The sequence below is a fragment of the Kiloniella laminariae genome, from assembly GCF_027214005.1.
GTDB lineage: Bacteria > Pseudomonadota > Alphaproteobacteria > Kiloniellales > Kiloniellaceae > Kiloniella > Kiloniella laminariae_A.
The window spans coordinates 582,458-595,489 of sequence record NZ_JAPWGY010000003.1; the positions used below are offsets into that span (position 1 = coordinate 582,458).

A 13,032-nucleotide genomic window follows, 5' to 3' on the forward strand; every position below is an offset into this window, starting at 1 on the left:
TTCCTGCGTTGTTATTCAGTGACCAGTTTGACTTTCTGACCGATCGTGAGGGGACTTTGTTCGTTCAGGCCGTTGAGAACCAGAAACCGCTCAAGTGGATAGTCGCTAAAGGGCATCTTTCTGGAGAGGCTGTGGACGGTATCACCGGATCGGACCGTGTGTATCCGGAGGCGATAGGGTTTGAGTTTGGCGGCTTCCGCTTTGGACAGGCGGTTGAAGCTGTATGTGGTGCGGCGGAAGTCCTCTGACAAGGCGGTGGTGCGGTCAGGGTTAGAGATAAAGGTCAGGCGGTAGACCTTGTCAGCATCAAAGCGGATCGCGACAAGCCGGATATCCCGGGGACCGCTTTTCCCCTGCACCCGGGCTTGCCCGGTGGCTGCGTCCATCCCGTTGATGGTGATGTTTTCTACGCCATTCAAGGAAATGTTCTTGGCCCAGACGCCGGTCATATAGTTCTTGAGGCTGCCACTGACCTTGCCTTTGGCGCCGTCAAAAATAATCACGGAATCATCCTGTGCCACAGCGGCAACCTGGGTCTTCCCGTTTATCAGACGAAAGCCATCCGGGGCGGTAAAGGTCAGCTCAAGATCGGGATGGGAAAAGCGCTGTCCGCGCACATAACCTTGTGCAGGGCTGTCGCCGTAGAGAATGCCATCAATTTTGCCAAGATAGACATCGCGACCGACAATCGGGTCCTTGACCGTGACGGTGCCGGCCTGTTTGATGGCGCGATCAATCCGGTCGGCGGTTCTGGGGTGTGTCTGCATGATGTTGAACTGGTCGGCCCGATCGGGATCGCCAGCAATTTTTGCATCCAGCCTGCTGCTGGCCTGAAGCTGGGTCAGGAAATCGCCCATGCCGTTGGGATCAAACTGTCCGCGCGAGAGATAACGCACGCCGAGCAAATCAGCCTCGAATTCCTGATCGCGGGAGAAACCCTGCACCGCCAGGGCCCCGGCAGAGCTTGCAGCCTGGGCAACCTCGCCGCTGCCCGTCAGGATACCCAGACCTGCTGCCAAAACGCTTGCTGCGACGGTCGAGCCATAGCGTTCGGCGGAGTGTTTGGCGGTGACATGACCGATCTCGTGAGCCAGAACACCGGCAACCTCTGCCTCATCGTTGGCTAGGGCCAGCAGGCCGCGGGTGGTGTAGACGTATCCACCGGGCAGGGCAAAAGCATTGACAATCGGGCTGTCGAGAACGGTAAAGGTGAATTGCTGATCAGGTGTTTCCGAGGTCTTGGCCAGAAAGTTTCCGATGCTGCTGATATAGCTGGTCAGTGCGGGGTCTTCGTCATAGGCACCGCCAAATTCCTCGAGGATCTTGCCGTGCTGTTCCCGGCCGACCTGCTGTTCCTGTTCGGCAGACATGCCGCCGTTAAAGAAGGTTCGTCCGGTGGCTTCCGAAGTGGAACAAGCGGAAAGCAGCGGTCCGGCTGCCAGTAGGGCAAGGGCGAGAAGGGGGCGTTTGAAACGAGAAAAGCTGTGCTGTGTCATGATCGGCTATATCTGTCAGGCTATGTTATTGTTATCTTTGGTGATATACAGGGTTTGATGCAGTTTATGCAGGGATTATGTCTTTTCTTCGACCTTGTTGCCACTTTCCTTCCAGGCGGTAAAGCCCCCGGCAAGATGGCTGACACGGGGGCAGCCCATATCCTGCAGGGTTTTGGCGGCAAGTGCCGAGCGCCAGCCAGAGGCGCAGTGCAAAATCAGGTGCTTGTCCGGTGAAAGCGCTGGTTTGTGATAGGGGCTGTCCGGGGCAATCCAGAATTCGAGCATGCCGCGCGGGCAATGAAAACTGCCGGGAATCACGCCTTCGCGGGTCAGTTCCCGGATGTCGCGGATATCAATGAGCAAAACATCGTCCTGTCCCAGCAATTGCTGCAGCTCTTGCGGTGTTTTTTCTGTGATTTCAGCGCGGGCGGTTTCAAGCAGCCTTGTCAGGCTGATCAAGCGGGGTTCTGTGGGATTGTTCTTCATCGGCTTCCCTGTTTTGTCCGCCAGCTTATTCCGGCTCGGTTGTTTTGATCTCGGGCGAAAAAAGTATCTCCAGCTGCAGAGGGCTGTAGAGTGATATCATAGGCCCGTTTTCCCAGAACAGCCAGCCTCGCACACGCAATCTGGTGCCGGAAAGTGTCAGCAGGCCAGCGCCCTTGTCAGGAAAACTGTTCCAGGCATCCCGGTTCAGTTTGATGGTGAAGTCCTGGCGCCAGTCATCCCCGAAATTCAGATAGAGGCTATCCCGGACTTTTGCGGTGCGGATCACCAGCCCTTCAACCAGTTGATAGTGATCCAGTCCCTGGCGGGCGTTTTCTGCGGTGAAAGGCTGGAAAGGACGATGGGCCCAGAGGCCACGGTTTTCCTGACGGGCAAGAGCTTCAAGCGACAAAAGATGCCGGATAATTGCCGGGTCGCCCTGCTGGGGCATGACCCGGGCGTAGCCTTTGCTGATCAAATCTTCCTGCAGCCAGAGCCCCCGGGATGTGGCGATCTGGGCCAGGTGGCGGCCATAGCGGTCGCGCTGCGCCCCTGTTTCACTGGTGATCAGTCCGTCGGGGATGAAATTTTCGAGCCTTTGCCTGCTGTCCTGTCGTAACGGGCAGATGTCGGGAACATCCTCGCAGTCGCGCGCGTTCAGCAGGCGGATATCGGCAAGGCCGAGCAAACTTTTGTTGGCCAGCAGATAGTATCCGGACTCTTCCAGCGCCGTTGCGGTTACAGGGGCCGTGAAATCAGGGCGCGGGAAAACGGCGTGGTGTTGCGGAACTTCCTGCGCCCGGACCTGCTGGAGGGAAATCCAGAGAAAATATGACAAAAAGAATATGGCTTTTAATGACTTCATGACAGCGGCATAGTGGGGGCGCGTTTTTGCGAGGTGGCAACCTTTGCGGGTGAAATGGGAAGATATCATGGAACAAACACAACTCTATCCTGAAATAGAACCTCATGAAACCGGGTTCCTGTCTGTCGGGGATGGGCACGAGATCTATTGGGAAGTATCCGGCAACCCGCAGGGCAAGCCGGTGCTGTTTGTCCATGGCGGGCCGGGGGGCGGCACCGGGCCCAACCAGCGCCGCTTTTTTGATCCGGCGCACTATCGCATTGTCCTGTTTGATCAGCGCGGCTGTGGCAAGTCCACCCCGCTGGGCGGGCTGTTCAACAACGACACGCCGCATCTGGTGGCCGATATGGAACAGCTGCGCGATGTCCTGGGCATCGAGCGCTGGATTGTATTCGGCGGCTCCTGGGGTTCGACCCTGTCGCTGGCCTATGCCCAGGCCCACCCCGAGCGGACAGTTGCCCTGGTCTTGCGCGGGATCTTTCTGTCCCGGCCCCAGGAAATCGACTGGTTCATGAGCAAGACGGGCATGGGCGCGATCTTCCCCGAAGCCTACGCCGCTTTCGAAGCCACCCTGCCGGAAGCAGAGCGCGACAATGTCTTTGATGCCTTCTATGCCCGTTTGACCGACCCTGATCCGGCAATCCACCTGCCCGTCGCCAAGGCCTGGAGCGGCTATGAAGGCAGCTGTGTCTCCCTGTTGCCCAACCCGCAGATCGTCGAAGATTCCCGCGAAGACGGCCGCGCGCTCAGCACCGCAAGGATTGAGGCGCATTATTTCAAACACGGCAGTTTCCTGCCCGCCGAAGGCCTGTTGGGCGGGATCGAGCGCATCCGCCATATCCCGGCGGTGATCGTACAGGGGCGCTATGACATCGTCTGCCCCATGACCTCGGCCTACGATTTACATCTGGCCTGGCCGGAAGCCGAATTCTGCGTGATTCCTGCCGCCGGGCATTCGGCATCAGAACCGGATATCGCTGCCGCGCTGGTCGAGGCGACGAATAGATTCAGGGCCCTTGCCTGATTTGTATCTGCCTGATCTGTATCGTGGCGTAAGGGCAGGCTGTCTGACCTGATCAATCAGGAAGGGCATCTGCCCCCTTGGCAGGTCGATAACTGTCAATTATACAGGGAACCAGTGGTCCCGTAGCTCAGCAGGATAGAGCGACAGATTCCTAATCTGTAGGTCACGTGTTCGAATCACGTCGGGATCACCATTTATTATAGGGCGTCAAAGAAGGCGTCGTCGAAATCGATGCTAAGTTATTGATTTTGTGTAAGTGGACGACTCATAAGTTGCCATTTCACTGAAAACGCCAGATTTTCCCTATCTGAATAACTAAGTCGTTTCTCAGGTGTTCTGATCCATTATTCAGCCAATCTGTTCAAGTTTACTTCGTTAGAATTTTTTCTGAGCTTTAGAAACATGAGCACCCCATGGTCAAATTCAATCAAGTAATATGTTTTGTACGCACGATATATTTATTCGCGTAATAGTAGATGGTAAGTTTTGATGCTACCTAATTACGAGCAGCGGGAGTGAAGATTGAAAGACAAATTAACGGCTTTGCCAGTTAGAGGTGATTCATTTGTTCTCCAAAGGGCTGGGCGGACAATAATGGTCGACAGCGGTTGGGAAGGGTTGGAGTTAGCTAAATCGCTGGATAGTTACCTTCCTGAAGTTGATAAAATCAATATTGCTGTCTGCACCCATAATGATATGGATCACGCAGGAGGATTTACTTCGCTACTTGATCATTGGAGCCCTTGTTTTACAGGTACTTCCGACGACCTTATCGAGGAGTTTTGGCTTCCGGGAAAATGGGTGGAAGTCGTTCCTGATTTACTCACAAAAGCTCATGAATTTGCGGATTGTTTGATTCAAGAACTGGATGATTTCATTGAGGATAATCCAAATTTAGCATTGGACATTAAAGGTTCTAATTCAGCAGATGATTTTTTTTATTCTCCTGAGAAGAGTTATCAGGGAAAATATCAGGCAGAAGTTAACTTACAAAAAGGTGCTGATTACTCCAAAAAAGAGGATGCAACTCAACAAGATCTACAAGAGTCTGAGTGGATGGAGGATTTAAGAGCTTTAGCCGAAGACATTATCGCCGAAGAGGCCGCATCTTTACGAGCTTTGGCAAATGCACGTGCTAGAGTTCGATACCGTAAAAGAAAAAATAAAATAAGCCCTGCTTTTTCTGAATTCTGGCTTTCGTTAATAGATGCAGCTGACCGTATCCGCAAAATTGCTCATACAGCTATCAAGTACTCTATAAAAATACGTTGGTTTGATTTTGATGAATTTTTAAATTTAGGAGATTCTTCAGGGGGGGTGCCCAATATTCTCATTCCTGTAAACGCTGTTGAGCAAACACCAATCCCTACAGGATTTTCATTGGGGCATATACTTTTTCTGTCCATGCACAACAGGAAATGTTTATCATTTTTCTCACCTCCAAATACTTCTCAAATTGCTCAATTCTGCCCAGGAGTTCTATTTTGTGGTGATTCGCCTATGGGATCAGGTAGGGATTACAAAAATTCATTTTTATCATCCCTTAAGTCACCACAGTGGCCTTGGTTACCAGTATATGTGACAGCTCCTCACCATGGGTCTGAATCAAATGCTGTAGCTTATGATCATATTTCAAACTGGCTAGGTAACAATGAAATCGTCTGGTTACGTAGTGGAGGAGGAGCAAAGCATCCAGGTACGACCTATCGCACCTTGTCTCAGGGAATTAGACTTTGTACTCACTGTCCCCGTAAAAATTTACCTAAAGCCTTAATTGATATAACATTTAAATACGGTATTACGTGGCCATTTTCCCCAATTTTACAGGTAGGGCACAAATGTAACTGCTAGAAGTTAGCTTGCGCAGAGATGGTAATTGACTAACAGTCGTTGTTTTTAGCGTGTTGTCATTTAGGCGACCTTTTCTGATTTTTCCTTCCCACCAAACACCTTGTTCAGCAGAAACAGACTGCCTGCGACCGAGGGGCCGATCAGCAGGGCGAAGAGCAGGGTGCCGAGGCCGACGACACCGCCGAGGGTCCATCCGGCGATAACCGCGGTCAGCTCTATACCGCTTCTGATCCAGGCAATCGGAAAGTTTGTTTGTTGCTGGAGCCCGGTCATCAGGCCGTCTCTGGGGCCAGGGCCCAGATTGGCGATCAGATAAATACCGCTGCCCAATCCGGTGACAAGAATGCCCGACAGGGTGAGCAGGACCTTAAAAATATAGGCGTCAGGTGTTGGAATCCAGGGCAGGAGGAATTCCAGGACCAGGGCGATAATGATGGCGTTCAGGATTGTCCCGATACCCGGTACCTGTTTAAGCGGCCACCACAGTATCAGCACGGTGATGCTGATCATAAAGGTCGAGAGGCCGATGCTCCAGCCCGCCTGTTGGCTCACCCCCTGCGCCAGGACAGTCCAGGGGCTTACCCCTGTTCCGGCCGCGATAAGCAGCGCTTCACCCAGACCGAATATTGTCAGGCCAAGCACTAGCAGAATCACAGTGATCAGATCAGGCCGCAAATTCAGGGGTTTTGGCGAGCTCCAGGACAGGGAGGGGACGCCCTTGACCGAGAGAAAGGAGAGACTGGATAATATTTTCATCACAGATCTCGTATCAGAGGCCGCGCATGAAAGGGGAGCGGCGCAGGTGGGTCTGGTCTTTTGCCGCCGCAATAACGTCCAATAAACTGTTGCGGTCTTTTGGCAGATTGCCCGCCAGCGGCAAACAGTTCGAGGCGTGGTTGGAGCGGAAAATCACCGGCTTGGGCGGGTCGAGAAGTTTGATCAGCTGTTCCTGTTCCAGCAGGATCGCATCGTCATCCTGAAACTCGAAACCTTCTTCCTGCTCGGCCATGAATTCCTCAAGGGTTGTCTCATCCAGCGTGAGCTGCAGGGTGGAAAGATAGGTCGGCGGATGTTCATTGATCAGCCTGGCTGTGCTGGCAATATGGTCTTGCCAGCCTACTTTTCCAGCCAGCCCGAGGATCACCGTCGCGGATACCTTCAGCCCCGCCGCATTGGCATTGTCCAGTGCCATGCCATGGGTCTTGTGCGAGGCACCTTTGATCACGCGTTTGAGGACCTGGGTCGAGCCTGATTCGATGCCCATATAGACGAGACTGAGTTTCATAGCTTTCAGCTCGCGCAATTCATCAACAGACTTGTCGATCAGGTTCTTGGGTGTGGCATAGGCCGATACACGTGTCAGGGCGGGAAAGGTTTCGTGGAGTTTGTTTAAAATCGCCCGCAGATTGTCCATCGACAGGGTCAGCGCATCGCCATCTGCGAGGAAAACACGGCTTGCTGTGGGCCACTCCTGCGCGGCGCGGTCGATATCGGCGAAGACTTGATCAAGCGGTCTGGCCCGGTAGCTTTTGGTCTTGTACATCGAACAAAAGGTGCAGTAATTCGCCGAGCAGCCAAGCGTTGCCTGTATGATCAGGTTGTTGCCTTCACTGGGAGGGCGATAGAGCGGCATATCGTAATAAATGGTGCTTCCTCCGAAGGGGACGTTTGGCTTCGTGTGTTGAGTGTTGGTTATTGTATCGGCTATAGCCTGGTCAGGGTTCTGCTTCCTTTTCAAGCCAAATTATTATCAGAGGCCGCATGAAATACCCGCGGGATATAAACCTGAAAACCTTATCCGGCTGCCTTCCGCTGAATACTATAGAGCATGACCATATTCACAAATTCTCCGTCCTGGGAGAGCGGAACAAATATTGTCTCGTCGCCGACCATGACACCGTTTGAATTCGGCATGTCAGAATCATCAAAGGCGACGCCTTTGTTTTTGATCACATGACTGTAATTACCCCAGACGTCTTCCCAGTTATTGGCGAGGAAAGTGTCTTTTACCTTTTTCCCTGTTGGGTCATTTCCCCTGACCGCAACTTCGTTTGTACCGACCAGCCTGTAAGTAAGCTCTAGTGTGTCTCTTTCAACATCGACCAGGGTTATGCCCGGCAAAAATTTAACCATATCAAGCGGATCAAAATCGCTACGGGCGGGAATGCGACCTTCTTTGCACTTTGCTTTCCACATCAGATAAAAGGCGGAGATGCGTTCATCGCATTGATCCAGGAAGCTTTCGTCAAAAATCCGGGCATTAAATCGCATGGGGTTGGTCATTGATTAACGCGCTTTCATTGGGGAAGCCGGATTGATGGAACGGATGTCATATGACTGATAATATGCGAGCACTGTAAGCCTAACAACTTTTACGTAGCGTAATTAACAGTTGATGCGGATGGCACTTCCGGTTTTGATGGACAAGGAATTTTTTCTCGTTAACCAGCAACAGTGACCGCCCCCCATGGATGAAGAATTGAGAACTGTACAGGCGCTTGTAGAGAAGCTGATCGAATTTTCTGTGGCCTATGGCTTTCAGATTCTTGGCGGAATTATTGTTCTGCTGATCGGTCTGAAGGTTGCCAGCTGGATGGGACGCAAGGTCAGCGGGCTGTGCCTGAAAAAAGATCTGGACCAGACGCTGGCGTTATTTATCGGCAATATCGTCAAGCTTGTCATCGTCGCCTTTGTCATCATCATCACCCTGGGTAATTTCGGCATCAGCACCGCGCCGCTGATCGCGCTGGCCGGGGCCAGCGCCTTTGGCGCGACGCTGGCGTTGCAGGGGCCGCTGTCCAACTATGGCGCGGGGCTGTCGATCATTCTGGCCCGGCCCTTTACCATCGGCGATACCATCGAGGTAAAAGGCGGCAGCGGTGTGGTGCAGGAGATCAAGCTGGCCCATACCCAGCTGATCGGCGAAGACGGCGAACTGATCACCATTCCGAACAAACGCATTGTCGGCGAGGTCATTGTCAACTCGCACAGCAACCGCATTGTCGAGGCGCGCATCCCGCTGGCCCAGGCAGATGATGCAGACCGCGCGATTGCCCTGTTGCGTGAGGTGCTGGAGGCCGACGAGACTGTGCCGGGCGAGCCGCGTCCGCAGGTCGGGGTGCATGACTTTACCTATGGCGGCGTGATCATCGGCCTGCGCTATTGGGTGCCGAGCCAGCGCTATTTCCAGGAACGCTATCGCCTGAATACCGCGTTGTTGTCGGCACTGAAAAAAGGCGGCGTGGCCTTGCTGGAAGCCAGAGGCGCTGGTCTCCCCGTTGCGCCGACCAGCGCCGATCCCGAAGAAAGGGCCTAGCGTCCCGAGGGGATGAACGCTGTCTCCGTCTCCTCTGCCGGGCCTAGTTCTTTTTTATGGAGCCGGAAAGGGCGTCAATCTTGGTTTCCAGCCGGTCAAAGCGGTGAAGCAGGGCGCGCAGATCGTCATGGGTGACGTTTGCCATCTCGGCAATCTTTTCATCCGTATCGCTTTCGTGCGAGCTCTGCATGGCATCGACAATAATACCGATGAACAGGTTGAGCACGGCAAAGCTGGTGATGATGATAAAGGGGATGAAAAAGATCCATGCGTTGGGAAAAATCTCCATGGTCGGACGCACAATGCCCATGGACCAGCTTTCCAGCGTCATGACCTGGAACAGGGTATAGGCAGAGGCTGAAACCGACCCGAACCATTCCTGCATATCAGGGTTGGGATGTTGTCCAAAAAGTGTGGTGGTAAGAACCGCGGCGACATAAAAGACGATGCTGAGCACACCGATCACAGAGAGCATGCCGGGAATGGAGGTCATGATCGCCCCGATAACCCGACGCATCTGCGGAATAACCGAGATCAGACGCAGGACACGGAGAATTCGCAAGGCCCGGAGAACGGCAAAGGCACCGCTGGCGGGAACCCAGGCGATGGTGACAATCAGCAGATCAAAGATTTTCCAGCCGGATTTGAAGAAATCCAGTCGATAGGCGTAAAACTTTATCGCCAATTCCAGCGAAAAGATAATCAGAACCGTTTTATCGATCCAGAAGAGCAGTCGGGCATTTTCAGGACTCAGGTCCGGATTGGTTTCCATGCCCAGGGTGATGGCATTTATGACGATCAGGGCCGCGATCCCGAAAGTGAATCTGTCACTTTCCAGAAAATTCCTGAGCTTCTCTGTAAAGGGAAGTTGTACATCCAGAGTATGCGTGCTGTTCATCGTGACGACCAAAGCCTGTTCATGGGGTTTAACGCTTTTAACCAAGAACTATATTTGGTCAAGAGCCGTGAATTCAATGGGCAGCGGATTTTAAACCTGCACACGACGAAATCCCCTGAAAAAAGGGCTCTCTGGTTGATGCAAAGAGCCCTGTTTCCGGATTGTGCCGGAACTGATTTTACCTTCCGGAATTTCTTCTGGCAGTTCCGGATTTTACTGAGCAGCAGATTAACTGGCCCGGACTGTCGCAAGGAAACTTTTGACTTCTGAACGCAGGTTTTCAGCCAGAGCCTGCATCTCGCTGGATGAATCCAGTAGATGCTTTGCTTCGGTACTGACCTGGGGCAGGATATCACCCGTTGCAGTGCGGCAGTCCGTGGGGCGGCAAGTTGGACTGGTGTCTGCTTATCTGCCCCCTTGATGCGTCCGGGAGTTTCGTCACCCAGCTTGCCCGGTGTTATATTCTGCGCAGATGATGGTTTGTTGCGCTTTGAGAGAGGGGCGCTAGATCCGCTCTAAAAAACGGACCTTCTTGTCGCTGATCCAGTCGCTGACTAACTGATTAAAAGCAGCAAAGTGATCTGATTTGAGATGAAGGTTAAAGTCCTGGGCTGTGCTGTAGAGTTCATAGAGAAAGAACCTCAGTTTGTCTTGGGGGTCGACACAAACATCAAAGACCTTGCAGTTGTTTTCCTTGTGCAGGGAGGCCTGGGCCTGGATCAGAACTGCGGCGCGAAACTTTTCCTCACAGCCGGGTTTGATCGTGAAGTCGACAAGAACTGTGTACATGATTGTTTTCCCGAGTTGGTTTGGTTTTGGGATATTGCTTCTGATGTTGTGAGAACTGTGAGTTTTTTCTTTGCGGGCTTTAGTCCGGGGAGGAATTGGCAAAGGCCTTTCCACTGCCATAGCCTTTGTTGAATTTTTCCAGGGCTTCATCCATTTCGTTCTTGCCGAGAATAACCGCCCCACCTGCAACCAGGGTGCGCCAGTAAACATCACATAGTGTTTCGACTTCCATAGCCATGGAGAGGGCCTGTTTTAATGTTCCACCCAGGGCGATGAGCCCGTGATTGGCAAGCAGGCAGGCCTTGCGGTCCTGCAGAGCTGTAACGGCAAGATCGGACAGTTCTTTGGTCGCGAAGGTCGCATAGGGTGCACAGCGAATGGTATCTCCGCCGGTAATGCCGATCATGTAGTGAAAGGACGGAACATCCTTTCGCAGGCAGGCGATGGTCATGGCGGCTTTGCCATGGGTATGGACGATGGCATTTATTTCGGGGCGGGCGGTGAAAATATCCTGGTGAAAGCGCCATTCACTGGAGGGCTTTCGCAACCTGTTTGGGCTTTCATGGCTGCCATCAGGGTGTTTGAGAACGATGTCTTCGGGGGTGATGTCCTCATAGGCGATGCCTGAAGGAGTGATGAGAAAACCGTCTTGGACCCGTATACTGGCGTTGCCAGAGGTTCCCTGGTTGATGCCGATCCGGTTCATCTCAAGAACTGTATTGATCAGTTCCTGGCGTTGTTCGTTCGATTGACTGTTCATCTTGTCAGACCTGTTCATTTCACTGAATTGGCAATGGCAAAGGCCTTGAGGAAAAAATTTTCACCACCAAAATTACCGGATTTCAGGGCAAGAGCGAGAGGATCGGGGCCCGTGCTTCTGGTCCAGGGAACACCGGGATCTATTTCTGGTCCGATTTCCATGGATGATATACCCAGAGCATTTATGACGGCCCCGGAAGTCTCCCCTCCGGCAACAACAAAACGTTTGACGCCGCTGTTTCTCAAGCATTTTGCAATCTGCCCTAGGGTTTGTTCAATCATGTCTCCACTTTCCATCCTGCCATGGGTATGTTGGGTTTCGGCCACCTGTGCTGCAGGGGCCGAAGAGTAAATCATGACCGGTGTTCCTGGTTCTATTACTGCCTGTGCCCAGTGCAGGGCTTGCTCCACGACTGGCGCGCCATCAAGAATGGCCCGGGGATCAAGCTGAAAATGGGGCAGGTGGGCTTTGGCAAATTCAATCTGTGCCAAAGTGGCTTCTGAACAACTGCCGGAGAGGATTGCTTCTGTACCTGCTGGGAAAACAAATCGGGGCGCCCTTTGTTGGTGAGGCATCAACCCTGCGGCGCGGTAATTGTCGGGCAGGCCCTGTGCAAGAGCTGAGCCGCCAGTCACCAGAATCATATCCTTGCAGGCCTGTCCGATAGATCTGAGATGATGATCGTCCAGGGCGTCAATAATTGCGATTGTCCGGCCTGTTCCCTGATTTTGTGTGAGAGCATCGACAATCGCGCCGGGACCTCTGCTAACATCTTCAAAGGTAATATTGTTGATGTAAGAGGTTGATTGACTGGAAAGGACCCGGTTGAGGTTTGGATCGGTCATGGGAGTCAGGGGGTGATTGCGCAGAGATGATTCTGATAAGAGGCCTTCATTAACGAAGAGATATCCCTTGTAAACGCTGCGACCGTTTTCCGGAAAAGCAGGACAGGCGATGGTGCTATTGCAGGACAGTTTCTCCATGAGTGCATCGGTTACAGGGCCGATGTTTCCTTCGGAAGTGGAATCAAAGGTCGAGCAATACTTGAAGAAGATCTGCCCTGCCCCTGCTGCGCGGAGCCAAGCGCAGGTTTTGACTGACATCTCGATAGCTTTGGCAGCGGGGATCGTACGTGATTTTAACGCAACAACAACGGCTTCAGCACTAGGAAGTGGTGTGTTTTCATCGGGAACGCCAACAATCTGTACTGTTTTCATGCCTTCACGGACCAGAATCATGGCCAGATCGGTCGCCCCGGTCAGGTCATCAGCAATACAGCCGAGTATAATGCTCATTTTTCACCTTTTGTCGTCATTTTGTGCGTCGGGTTGTGCGTCGGGTTTCTTTTTTCTTTTCTTGCTGCCTTCTGTGGGCATCGCCCTATAGTGTGCCTAAAGAGCTGTATCAAAAGATTGGCAAGGGTAAGGCGTAGCACAGTGTATTGAACGGTAATTATTCACTGTAAATTAATGTATACGTTAATAAATATGTTTTGCAATTTATTTTTGCCGGGTTTAGGCTGCTGTCAAGAAAGAGAATAGAGAAAGTCA

13 protein-coding genes and 1 tRNA gene are annotated in these 13,032 nt (G+C 52.5%); 4 read left to right on the top strand and 10 right to left on the bottom strand.

Annotated features, from left to right (window positions below):
• Positions 1-11 precede the first annotated feature (11 nt).
• The 3 genes from O4H49_RS11775 to O4H49_RS11785 all read right to left on the bottom strand — a co-directional run bounded on the left by O4H49_RS11775 (position 12) and on the right by O4H49_RS11785 (position 2,913).
• The gene (locus tag O4H49_RS11775) at positions 12-1,496 is read right to left on the bottom strand and encodes a M48 family metalloprotease (RefSeq protein ID WP_269423613.1); all 1,485 of its coding nucleotides are present in this window, start codon (positions 1,494-1,496) and stop codon (positions 12-14) included.
• Between the two features lie 75 nt (positions 1,497-1,571).
• Complete coding sequence (locus tag O4H49_RS11780) at positions 1,572-1,982, bottom strand: rhodanese-like domain-containing protein (protein WP_269423614.1); 411 nt, start codon at positions 1,980-1,982, stop codon at positions 1,572-1,574.
• Positions 1,983-2,007: 25 nt separating this feature from the next.
• Complete coding sequence (locus O4H49_RS11785) at positions 2,008-2,913, bottom strand: thermonuclease family protein (RefSeq protein WP_269423615.1); 906 nt, start codon at positions 2,911-2,913, stop codon at positions 2,008-2,010.
• Here O4H49_RS11785 and pip point away from each other — a divergent pair.
• The 3 genes from pip (at position 2,912) to O4H49_RS11800 (ending at position 5,719) form a co-directional block, all read left to right on the top strand.
• A complete protein-coding gene (gene pip, locus O4H49_RS11790; protein WP_269423616.1) occupies positions 2,912-3,868 on the top strand; it encodes a prolyl aminopeptidase in 957 nt (318 codons plus the stop codon). The two genes, O4H49_RS11785 and pip, sit on opposite strands and share 2 nt — an antisense overlap.
• 116 nt (positions 3,869-3,984) lie before the next feature.
• A tRNA-Arg gene (locus O4H49_RS11795) sits at positions 3,985-4,061 on the top strand.
• A 329-nt stretch (positions 4,062-4,390) separates the two neighbouring features.
• Complete coding sequence (locus tag O4H49_RS11800) at positions 4,391-5,719, top strand: MBL fold metallo-hydrolase (protein WP_269423617.1); 1,329 nt, start codon at positions 4,391-4,393, stop codon at positions 5,717-5,719.
• Between the two features lie 60 nt (positions 5,720-5,779).
• Here O4H49_RS11800 and O4H49_RS11805 read toward each other — a convergent pair whose 3' ends face one another.
• From O4H49_RS11805 to O4H49_RS11815, 3 genes are all read right to left on the bottom strand, one after another.
• Positions 5,780-6,475: a YczE/YyaS/YitT family protein gene (locus O4H49_RS11805; protein ID WP_269423618.1), complete on the bottom strand. Its 696-nt coding sequence runs from the start codon at positions 6,473-6,475 to the stop codon at positions 5,780-5,782.
• Positions 6,476-6,488: 13 nt separating this feature from the next.
• Complete coding sequence (locus tag O4H49_RS11810; protein ID WP_269423619.1) at positions 6,489-7,352, bottom strand: radical SAM protein; 864 nt, start codon at positions 7,350-7,352, stop codon at positions 6,489-6,491.
• Between the two features lie 161 nt (positions 7,353-7,513).
• The gene (locus tag O4H49_RS11815) at positions 7,514-8,002 is read right to left on the bottom strand and encodes a PAS domain-containing protein (RefSeq protein WP_269423620.1); all 489 of its coding nucleotides are present in this window, start codon (positions 8,000-8,002) and stop codon (positions 7,514-7,516) included.
• A 184-nt stretch (positions 8,003-8,186) separates the two neighbouring features.
• Between O4H49_RS11815 and O4H49_RS11820 the strand changes: the two genes are divergently transcribed.
• Positions 8,187-9,035 carry a mechanosensitive ion channel family protein gene (locus O4H49_RS11820; protein ID WP_269423622.1) on the top strand — a complete coding sequence of 283 codons (849 nt, stop codon included), beginning with the start codon at positions 8,187-8,189 and terminating at the stop codon, positions 9,033-9,035.
• A gap of 43 nt (positions 9,036-9,078) precedes the next feature.
• On the opposite strand, the gene O4H49_RS11825 is transcribed toward O4H49_RS11820, so the two are convergent.
• The 4 genes from O4H49_RS11825 to otnK form a co-directional block, all read right to left on the bottom strand.
• A complete protein-coding gene (locus tag O4H49_RS11825) occupies positions 9,079-9,933 on the bottom strand; it encodes an ion transporter (protein ID WP_269423623.1) in 855 nt (284 codons plus the stop codon).
• Positions 9,934-10,437: 504 nt separating this feature from the next.
• Positions 10,438-10,722 (bottom strand): putative quinol monooxygenase, encoded by a 285-nt coding sequence (locus O4H49_RS11830; protein ID WP_269423624.1) that lies wholly within the window; start codon positions 10,720-10,722, stop codon positions 10,438-10,440.
• A 79-nt stretch (positions 10,723-10,801) separates the two neighbouring features.
• Positions 10,802-11,482, bottom strand: a complete 681-nt coding sequence (locus O4H49_RS11835; RefSeq protein ID WP_269423625.1) for a class II aldolase/adducin family protein — start codon at positions 11,480-11,482, stop codon at positions 10,802-10,804.
• A gap of 14 nt (positions 11,483-11,496) precedes the next feature.
• Positions 11,497-12,777 (bottom strand): 3-oxo-tetronate kinase, encoded by a 1,281-nt coding sequence (gene otnK, locus O4H49_RS11840; RefSeq protein ID WP_269423626.1) that lies wholly within the window; start codon positions 12,775-12,777, stop codon positions 11,497-11,499.
• Positions 12,778-13,032 lie beyond the last annotated feature (255 nt).

Bases quoted from the DNA above. Each gene is read 5' to 3' on its own strand.
- O4H49_RS11780 (WP_269423614.1), bottom strand. From the start codon at position 1,982: ATGAAGAACAATCCCACAGAACCCCGCTTGATCAGCCTGACAAGGCTG.
- O4H49_RS11810 (WP_269423619.1), bottom strand. From the start codon at position 7,352: ATGCCGCTCTATCGCCCTCCCAGTGAAGGCAACAACCTGATCATACAG.
- O4H49_RS11805 (WP_269423618.1), bottom strand. From the start codon at position 6,475: ATGAAAATATTATCCAGTCTCTCCTTTCTCTCGGTCAAGGGCGTCCCC.
- O4H49_RS11775 (WP_269423613.1), bottom strand. From the start codon at position 1,496: ATGACACAGCACAGCTTTTCTCGTTTCAAACGCCCCCTTCTCGCCCTT.
- O4H49_RS11825 (WP_269423623.1), bottom strand. From the start codon at position 9,933: ATGAACAGCACGCATACTCTGGATGTACAACTTCCCTTTACAGAGAAG.
- O4H49_RS11785 (WP_269423615.1), bottom strand. From the start codon at position 2,913: ATGATATCTTCCCATTTCACCCGCAAAGGTTGCCACCTCGCAAAAACG.
- O4H49_RS11815 (WP_269423620.1), bottom strand. From the start codon at position 8,002: ATGACCAACCCCATGCGATTTAATGCCCGGATTTTTGACGAAAGCTTC.
- O4H49_RS11835 (WP_269423625.1), bottom strand. From the start codon at position 11,482: ATGAACAGTCAATCGAACGAACAACGCCAGGAACTGATCAATACAGTT.
- otnK (WP_269423626.1), bottom strand. From the start codon at position 12,777: ATGAGCATTATACTCGGCTGTATTGCTGATGACCTGACCGGGGCGACC.
- O4H49_RS11820 (WP_269423622.1), top strand. From the start codon at position 8,187: ATGGATGAAGAATTGAGAACTGTACAGGCGCTTGTAGAGAAGCTGATC.
- pip (WP_269423616.1), top strand. From the start codon at position 2,912: ATGGAACAAACACAACTCTATCCTGAAATAGAACCTCATGAAACCGGG.
- O4H49_RS11830 (WP_269423624.1), bottom strand. From the start codon at position 10,722: ATGTACACAGTTCTTGTCGACTTCACGATCAAACCCGGCTGTGAGGAA.